The sequence below is a fragment of the Rhodococcus sp. 15-725-2-2b genome, from assembly GCF_002259075.1.
Taxonomy (GTDB): Bacteria; Actinomycetota; Actinomycetes; order Mycobacteriales; family Mycobacteriaceae; genus Rhodococcoides.
Genome location: NZ_NPFL01000019.1, coordinates 123,932 through 132,601, shown reverse-complemented (window position 1 = coordinate 132,601; position 8,670 = coordinate 123,932). Strand labels below are relative to the sequence as shown.

General features: G+C 61.9%; 9 protein-coding genes. 5 read left to right on the top strand and 4 right to left on the bottom strand.

All coding sequences use genetic code 11. The features are described 5' to 3' along the window. Positions 1 to 94: 94 nt before the first annotated feature. Positions 95 to 691 (top strand): hypothetical protein, encoded by a 597-nt coding sequence (locus CH306_RS21385; RefSeq protein WP_032398095.1) that lies wholly within the window; start codon positions 95 to 97, stop codon positions 689 to 691. A 53-nt stretch (positions 692 to 744) separates the two neighbouring features. Here CH306_RS21385 and pabB read toward each other — a convergent pair whose 3' ends face one another. From pabB to CH306_RS21370, 3 genes are all read right to left on the bottom strand, one after another. Continuing rightward, positions 745 to 2,817 (bottom strand): aminodeoxychorismate synthase component I, encoded by a 2,073-nt coding sequence (gene pabB, locus CH306_RS21380; RefSeq protein WP_094647897.1) that lies wholly within the window; start codon positions 2,815 to 2,817, stop codon positions 745 to 747. Between the two features lie 10 nt (positions 2,818 to 2,827). Then, positions 2,828 to 3,223, bottom strand: coding sequence for a chorismate mutase family protein (locus CH306_RS21375; protein ID WP_230597022.1), 396 nt, complete (start codon positions 3,221 to 3,223; stop codon positions 2,828 to 2,830). 281 nt (positions 3,224 to 3,504) lie between these two features. Continuing rightward, positions 3,505 to 3,843, bottom strand: a complete 339-nt coding sequence (locus tag CH306_RS21370) for an RNA polymerase-binding protein RbpA (RefSeq protein ID WP_027497120.1) — start codon at positions 3,841 to 3,843, stop codon at positions 3,505 to 3,507. 192 nt (positions 3,844 to 4,035) lie between these two features. Between CH306_RS21370 and CH306_RS21365 the strand changes: the two genes are divergently transcribed. The 4 genes from CH306_RS21365 to CH306_RS21350 all read left to right on the top strand — a co-directional run bounded on the left by CH306_RS21365 (position 4,036) and on the right by CH306_RS21350 (position 7,277). Beyond that, complete coding sequence (locus CH306_RS21365) at positions 4,036 to 4,368, top strand: hypothetical protein (protein ID WP_032398096.1); 333 nt, start codon at positions 4,036 to 4,038, stop codon at positions 4,366 to 4,368. A gap of 90 nt (positions 4,369 to 4,458) precedes the next feature. Further along, positions 4,459 to 4,914: a tellurite resistance TerB family protein gene (locus CH306_RS21360; RefSeq protein ID WP_032398482.1), complete on the top strand. Its 456-nt coding sequence runs from the start codon at positions 4,459 to 4,461 to the stop codon at positions 4,912 to 4,914. A gap of 195 nt (positions 4,915 to 5,109) precedes the next feature. Further along, entirely contained in the window at positions 5,110 to 6,783 is a 1,674-nt protein-coding gene (locus tag CH306_RS21355; RefSeq protein WP_094647896.1) for a cation:proton antiporter family protein, read from the top strand. Next, on the top strand, positions 6,780 to 7,277 hold the full coding sequence (locus CH306_RS21350) for a DUF6328 family protein (RefSeq protein ID WP_032398097.1): 498 nt from the start codon (positions 6,780 to 6,782) through the stop codon (positions 7,275 to 7,277). The genes CH306_RS21355 and CH306_RS21350 overlap by 4 nt, the downstream gene beginning before the upstream one ends. A gap of 36 nt (positions 7,278 to 7,313) precedes the next feature. On the opposite strand, the gene CH306_RS21345 is transcribed toward CH306_RS21350, so the two are convergent. Continuing rightward, the gene (locus tag CH306_RS21345; protein ID WP_094647895.1) at positions 7,314 to 8,396 is read right to left on the bottom strand and encodes a GGDEF domain-containing protein; all 1,083 of its coding nucleotides are present in this window, start codon (positions 8,394 to 8,396) and stop codon (positions 7,314 to 7,316) included. Positions 8,397 to 8,670 lie beyond the last annotated feature (274 nt).

Genomic DNA, 8,670 nt, shown 5'->3' with positions numbered 1-8,670 from the left:
GTGTGTTCTTCACGTCGAAGAGCACATCTGCGAATACCATCGGCATTCGGCACGAATGCCGCCGAAGGCGAATAACCAACACCAGGGGACATAAGTGAAACTGATCAGAACAGCAACGGTAGCGGTGGCGTTGACCGCTGCGGTGGCCACCGGAGCGGGCCATGCTGTGGCAGACCCGTCGTCGGACACGGTGAACTACGAGACGTCGGTCAACCCCGACGGAACGGTCACGACCATCCTCGATGCCGGACTGTTCCGGGTCGACGCCACAAGCGAGACCGTGTCCGTCATCGACCAGGCCGGTGCCACGCTTGCATCTGTCCCGCTGGAGTACACCGTCAACGGCACCGTCTACTCGATCGCACCGCTGATCGGTGCCGAGGGTCGCGAACTGACATTGACTCCGCAGACGGTTCCCGTCGCCGATGTCGCCGGTCCGCGGACCAAGCAGCAGGCGTTCGACAACATGGTCAACCAGCTCGCGATCGGCTGGAACAACGGTGGTGGTGTCGGCACGGCGATCGGCGCAGGCCTCGGTTTCGCCATCGGCTGTGTGTCGATCTTCCCGAACTTCATCTCCGGGTGCATCATCGGAACCGTCATCGGTACGGTCGCGGGCGCAGTCATCGGTACCAGCAACGGAAACCCGCAGGCTCAGCCTGCAGTGTTCGAGTACTTCACCACTCCGTAGGCACGTCGACCCCGAGTCGGGGAGTGTCGAACAGCGGGTAGGGCGTCAATGCCCTACCCGCTGTTTTCGGTTCTTCCGGTCAGCGCGCGGCGCATCGACACAGCCTTGACCATGGTCTCCTCGAACTCCTCGTCGGGATCGGAGAGAGCGACGATCGCGCCGCCGACGCCGTACGTCACTTCGTGTTCGGTGGCCACGATCGTGCGGATGACGATCGAGAAATCCGCGGTGCCGGTGATCGAGAAGTAACCGATAGCACCCGAGTACACCCCCCGCGGTCCGTCTTCGAGTTTGTCGATGATCGCCATCGTGCGGATCTTCGGAGCTCCAGTCATCGATCCACCCGGAAACGCAGCGCGGATACAGTCCGCGGCCGACGCGTCGTCGCGTAGGCGCCCACGAACCGTCGAGACCAATTGGTGTACGGGAGCATAGGTTTCGACATCGAACAGCTTCGGCACGTGCACCGACCCCGGCACGCAGACCTGGGCGAGGTCGTTGCGCACCAGGTCCACGATCATCAGGTTTTCGGCCTTGTCCTTCTCGTTCGCGACGAGATCGGCCTTCAGTGCGTTGTCTTCCTGCGCGGTGGCTCCGCGAGGACGAGTTCCCTTGATCGGCTTCGACTCGACTATGCGGTCGGCGTCGATGCGCAGGAAGCGTTCCGGAGACGCACTCAACACCGACAGCTCGGGGAACTTCAGCAGGGCGCTGTACGGAGTGGGGTTGATTTCACGCATGTACGAGTAGGTGGCGGTCGCGTCGATGGAACCGGCCACGGTCGCCGTGTTGGTCAAACAGACCTCGTACGTCTCACCGGAACGGATCTCGGCAAGGCACTGGGAAATCAGATCGAGGTAGTGGGCACGGTCGTGGCGTAGGCGGGGTTCGAGCGACCGATCGGCTCCGAGCAGGGGAGTGCCGGAGGCGGGCACACCCGGACGGTTGTCGGGGGCGACCTTTCGGGACAGACCATGCAGGGTATCGGTGACCGAGTCGAACCACGTCGCCAACACAGGATCCCCGGGGGTGGTCGCCAACCCCATCAGATAGAGGGTGCCTGCCTCGTGGTCGAACACCAACGCGCGGTCTGCGAAGACCATCGACGCGTCGGGAGTCGCAGAGGTGTGCACCAGTTGCCCACCGGTGTCGGCCTTGAGTTCGTAGCCCAGGTACCCCACGTAACCGAGACCGAAAGCGAACGGTAGGTCGTGCCGAGGGGGAGTGGCCCGCTCTCGTAAACGGTCGTCGATGTAGTCGAAGAACGTCGAGTGAACGCGCTCGGTCGTACCGTCTGAACCTTGCACGGTCACCGTGGTCTCGGCAACCGAATAGGTCACGTACTCCGCATGGGGACCCGAGCAGTCGCCCATGACGGTGAATCTGCAGTCGGGTTCGAGAGCCGCGCTGCCGTCCAGCCAGAAACTCTTCGAGCCGTCCGCGAACAGAGCTTCGAAGACCTGCTCGGAGTCGAATGCTCCTTCCAGCGAACGTGTTTCGATGGTGAACATCGAATCCTGAGTACGCGCAGCACTCGATGCGCTCGATCGAGCCAACGTCAGATCGCGGAAATTGGCGAGTAGTTCGCGGCCGTATTCGGTGCTGATCGACTCGGGATGGAACTGAACTCCCCACATGGGCTTACTGCGGTGACGAACAGCCATGACCAGTCCGTCGGGCGTCCACGCGACTTCCTCGAAGTCGGCAGGGGTGCGGGTCACGACGAGCGAGTGATATCGCACCACGGAGTACGGCGACGGAATCCCTTCGAACAGATCCACACCCGTATGGGTGATGTCGGTGATCCTGCCGTGCATCGGCGCGGGCGCGAGATCGACACTGCCACCGAACAGATGGCACAGACCCTGATGCCCGAGGCACACGCCGAGTATCGGTAGACCCGACTCGGGTATCACGCGGGCACTGATCCCGAAGTCCTGCTCCACATCCGGACGCCCGGGACCGGGCGAGATCACGACGTTGTCGTAGGCGTCGAAATTCAGCGACGTCCACTCGACGTCGTTCTTGACCACAGTGGGCGGTCGGCCGTTCACCTCGGTCAGAAGGCTGTACAGGTTGTAGGTGAACGAATCGTAATTGTCCACCAGGAGCGTATGGATCGTCATCGGAGTGCTTCTACCGTTCACTGTCGAGGCCGGGCCCGGGCGTCGGAGAATCGATGATCGAATCCTCGACGCGACATGCCTCTGCAATCATCGATCGATACAGATCTTCGAGAAAATCGGGAGACAGTCCATTGGCCGACGCGAATTCTCGTGCTCGTTCGGTCACCAGTCCGACGCGGCCTGGTTGCATCATCGGAATGTCATGTTCACGTTTTACGTGTGCAACTCGTACACACACATCGATGCGGTCTCGAATTGCAGCGCGCAGAACCTCGTCGATTCCGTCCAACTCGCGCCTCAACTCCGCAAGCTTCTGCTCGCCGACTGCGCGATGACCTTCCGATTTCGCATCGGAGGCCGCCGTACGCAAGGCGTCGGTCGAGCGCTGATCAGAATCCTGGCTCACGTGTTGATGCCCCCTGGTTTATTCGACTCCGGTGCCTGCTGTTTATCGATATTGTCCGATAACTGTTACGGCAACCGTTCACGAATCGTCCACTTGTGTGACAACCGATACTCGATGATGTCACCTCGGACTCTGACACCGCCAGTCGATCGTATTGGAATCCTCGTTCGGTGGACAATTAATGCGACAAAGCACATCGAAACATTCAGCAGGTTCGAATAGCACAAAAAAACTGCACCGCCGGATTGTTTCCAATCAGGCGGTGCAGTGAGCGGCGACGGTCATGCCCCGCGGCGCTTCACCTTCAGCAGGTCCAAGCGTTCCTTGAGGAGTTCTTCGAGCTCGTCGACCGAGCGACGCTCGAGCAACATGTCCCAGTGGGTGCGGGGAGGCTTGACCTTCTTGGCCTCCGGCGCGGTGCCTTCGATCAGCGACCCTTCCAGGCCGTTGCGGCATGCCCAGGTACCCGGAATCTCGGCATCGTCGGCGAACGGTACGTCGAACTCTTCGCCGTTGTCGCACCGGTAGCGCGCAACGCGGCGGGGTGCCAGGTCGTGATCACGGTCGGTCTCGTAACTGACCGCTCCCAGCCGACTACCTCGAAGTACACGATCTGCCATGGTGAAGTCCTCTCCATCGATAGTAGGTACGTGCGCCGAAGCCATCCGTCGACTTCGAACTACACCGTCTACCCACTGATCTACAACGTCGCCGCACGCCGGTTCGTTCCCGAGCCGATGGGTCCAGGCGCGGTCCGATCGGCGCAGCTTATCGGGCGATCTTACCTCGCGGCCGCAGTAGGCTGAACGACCATGTCCGTCAGAACCCGCCGCGACCAGACATGCACCTGGTGCGGACGCCCGGTCGCCGATTCCGGAACCGGCCGGAAGCGGCGGTACTGCCGTCAATCGTGCCGTCAACGCGCCTACGAGCAACGCAGCGCGACCAAAGGGACGTCGATTCCCGACGACGCTGTCGTGTTGACCGCCGAGGAGGTATCGGCGGCGGCCGACAGAGCGTTCGAAGTTCGGTGTGCTGCCGAGGACGTCAGCACTGCGGTGACGGAGGGTGCCGACGCCGCCGAATTGCACCGACTGTGCGTCGAACTGTTGGCCAAGGCGCACGATGCAGAACGGCTGCGCTGAGCTGGAGTTCCTCTCCAGTTCACGGACTACGTGGACAATGGTCGAAGCCCGCGCGACTGTGCGGGCGAGTACCACCTAGTGAGGAGCTCCATGGCGTTCTGGGATCAACTCAAGTCCAAGGCACAGGAATTGAACGGCCAGCTGCAGACGAAGACCAGCCAGTTCAAGAACAAGGAATTCGCCAACGGCAGCATGGCCATGTGCGCCCTGATCGCGGCGGCCGACGGCACCATCGATCCTGCCGAGCGCCAGAAGACGGCATCTCTCATCGCCGGTAACGAGGCACTGCGAGTGTTCGAGCCCGACGAACTTCGGCAGAAATTCGACTGGTACTGCGACAAGCTGCAGGGAGATTTCGATTTTGGGAAGGTCGAGGCGACAGCCACGATCGGCAAACTGAAATCGAAGCCCGACCAAGCACGAGCCGTCATCCAGATCGGCATCATCATCGGCGGCGCAGACGGCCATTTCGACGATCACGAGAAGGCCGCAGTGCGCAACGCGTGCTTCGCGGTCGGAATCGATCCGGCCGAGTTCGAGCTCTGAGAGTTCCCAGCCGAAGTATCACGTAGGAACGGCGGTCGACGAAGCAATCCGCTTCGTCGACCGCCGTTCCTGTCGAGCCTCGTGCGCTGTGAAATCGCGGTCTTGCCGGGATACTGAGGACACTCCGACGGCATGTGCCGATGTCGAACGATCCGTTGGAGATCCGGTTGCAGCCCACCAGCAAAGGGACCGTGCATGACAGTTGCCGCGATCTACCTCGTCATCGCCTTCGGTTTGGGTGGACTTGCCATGGTGGTACGGCTGCCTCCACTGGTCGGATTTCTGGCTGCCGGTTTCGTCGTCAATGCACTCGACGTCGGTGAGGTGCCCCAGCTCGAGCTGCTCGCTGATCTGGGTGTGACGCTGCTGTTGTTCGCAATCGGTCTCAAGCTCGACGTTCGTATTCTGCTGCGCCGGGAAGTGTGGCTGACCACCTCGGTGCATCTGGTGATCAGCGTCGTGGTCGGTACCACCGTTCTGTGGCTGGCTGCCGTGGCGGGGTTGGCCATGCTGTCCGGGCAGAGCCTGATGACGATCGCATTGCTCGCCTTCGCCATGTCGTTCTCGAGCACCGTCTTCGTGGTCAAGGTCCTCGAGGAGCGAGGGGAGTCACACGCCCTCTACGGACGGGTGGCGATCGGTGTCCTGGTGATGCAGGACATCGTCGCCGTGGTGTTCCTGACCGTCACCAGCGGCACGCTGCCCAGTCCCTGGGCGCTGATGCTGGTGCTGCTGTGGCCCGTCACTCGCATCCTCCGACGAGTATGGAGCGGACTGGGTCACGGTGAGATGCAATCCCTCTTCGGCATCGTGATGGCGCTGGTGCCCGGTTACGCGCTGTTCTCCGCACTGGGTCTCAAAGGAGACCTGGGTGCACTGATCATCGGTGTGCTGCTGGCGTCGCATCCGGCATCGTCCGAGCTGTCTCGATCGTTGTTCCACATCAAGGAACTGCTGCTGGTCGGCTTTTTCGTCTCGATCGGTCTGTCCGGTCTACCCGACCTGCCCAGTCTCGGCGTCGCACTGCTGATGGTGTTTCTGTTGCCGCTCAAGTCCGTGCTGTATCTCGCGCTGTTCGCCCTGATGAAGTTGCGATATCGAACAGCTCTCCTTGCCGGGTTGAGCCTGATGAACTATTCGGAATTCGGATTGATCGTCGTCTCGGTCGGAGTGACGACCGGCCTGCTGGCACCGGCATGGCTGGTCGAGATGTCGATAGCCGTGGCCCTGAGCTTCGTGGCGTCGGCGCTGGTCAACGGACGAGGGCACCTGATGGTCGAGAAGATTGCGACTCGTTTGCCCGAGCAGGACGAGAACAGTCTGCATCCGGAGGAACGTTCCGGTGACGCCGGCGATGCAGAGGTCGTCGTGATCGGGATGGGGCGTGTCGGGTTCGCGGCGTATCAGCGGCTGACCGACCACTACCGCCTCGGTGTGGTGGGTGTCGACTACGACGGGCCACGCATTCGCCGACTCGCCGACCAGGGCCTGCGAGTGATCGAAGGCGACGCGACCGACCTGGACTTCTGGAACCAACTACGCCACTCCGAGTCGGTTCGAATCGCGGTGCTGGCGATGCCGCGTCACGGCGCCAACGTCACTGCCCTCGCCTGTCTGCGCGAATCCGGGTTCAGTGGCACGGTCGCTGCTGTCGCGCGCTACGACGACGAAGTGCAGTGGGCCAGGGATCACGGTGTCGACATCGCCTTCAACGTCTACGCGGGAGCGGGCTTGGAGCTGGCGGACCAGGTTGGCCATGCGTCCCCGGTCCAGGGCAACGACGCTCTCGCCGACGATCGTGGTACACCCGCCGTCGACGGCGTCACCCGACCGGTGACCGAACCGGCAACACACAAGGAGAGCCCGTGACCGATCGGTCGATACCTCCCAATGCCGAGTGGAATGCACGGGCCAGGGGAGAGACGCCGACTCAGCAGCTCGACAGGAACTGGCTCGGGTTACTTCAGGAACTGCGCGTCGAACAGACCGGGGTTCAGCTGTTGACCGGATTTCTCCTGACCCTGCCGTTCCAACAACGGTTCGACGACGTGTCCACATTCGGCCGAGCGGTGTATCTGATCACCGTCAGTGCGTCGATCGTTGCAACCATCCTGCTGATTGCGCCGGTGGGAATGCACCGAATTCTGTTCCGTCACAAAGAAATCGATGTACTCGTACGGGTCGGCAACCGACTCGCGATCGCAGGCCTGTTCATGCTCGGCATCGCACTGGTGGGAGTAGTGGCTCTCACGTTCGACTTCGTGGTCGGTCCGCTCGTCGGCATCGTAGCGGCACTGGTCGCTCTGACCCTTCTCCTCACGTTGTGGGTGGCACTCCCACGGTGGTATCTGAAAACTCGATGACGTTGCGGTGACGACAAATTCGCTCGGTGTCTGCTCTCACGCCGGCCAGCGACTGCGTTTCGCTCGATACATCTCCGAGTCCGCGATGCGGAGTACGTCGTGTGCGGACTGCCGCACATCACTGTCCGCGTCGACGGGTACCACTGCCGACCCGACACTGACGGTGAGTCCGGACAACATCCGGGCCCGTCCGAGGCGCTCCACGAGCTCTGCAGTTCGGTCGGCGAGGTCGGCAGGTCGCCCGACGGCGATGCACGCGAACTCGTCACCGCCCAGTCGTGCGACGATCCAGCGGTTGGCCGCCAGCGCTCGCATGTGCTGGGCCACATCGACGAGAACCGCGTCGCCGGTGTGATGTCCGTAGCTGTCGTTGACACCCTTCATCCCGTCGACATCGGCGGCGACGGCGCATATCACCTTCGGTTCCACATCCGGCGTCGTCATCGCGGTAGCAGCTACTGCAGCGAACAGCCCGCGACGGTTGTGCAGGCCGGTCAGCGGGTCCACCAGCGACTCCCGCGCCCGAGATCTGAGCTCGCTCACGTACACCATCAGAATGAGCGGAGACGCGAACATCAACAGCATGGTCATACTGTGTGCGGCAACGACCCAGCCGCTGGCGACGTCCGCGTGCACGGTGAGTACGGCCACCACCGCAAGGACGCCGGTGGCGAAAACGATGTGCACGAGACAGGGGAGTAGCGGCACCGCCACCACAGCCAGAGTGGTGATGACGGCGAAGAGTACCGTGCCGCCGATCGCAGTCATTGTCGTGTCCTTCAACAACAGACCGGCGGCGATCGATACATCCGAATACACGATGAATGCAGTCAGCAGACGCGGTCCCGGCCATCGACCGAAGAACCAACGCAACGCGACCGGAAACGCGGTCAGGCTGATTGCTACCACCGCATGTACTCGCCAACCGCTGTATTCCTCGGACGGTGCGCTCAGTAAACCGATGAGACCGATCGACAACGTCCCCGAGCCGACGAGTAATCGAATGACGCGAGTTCGAGTCGCGTCCAGATCCAACAGCCCCGCCACCGAACCGTCCGCGCGCTGTTGCGACGACACACGTCGACCCGAGGCCGAGATGAACGGACGAACGGCGCACATCGGGTGACCTTCGGCTGGTATCTGCACCGAGCAATTTCACGGACAGTAGCAGAAACGTGCTCTTCGACCACTCGTTCAGCCAATACCGATCGAAATGACCGTTTTCGACATGATCACCGTCGCACTGAGAAGATTCCAGCTCCCGCCGCATCACCTCGAAACGTCACTGTGACGTTTCGTAGTAGTGAAAACGGGGCCGACCCAGGAGCGGCCCGAGAGGTGGCCTGGATCAGGTGGGATACGCACGTCATCCAATCACAGCGAAGAGCCGAGC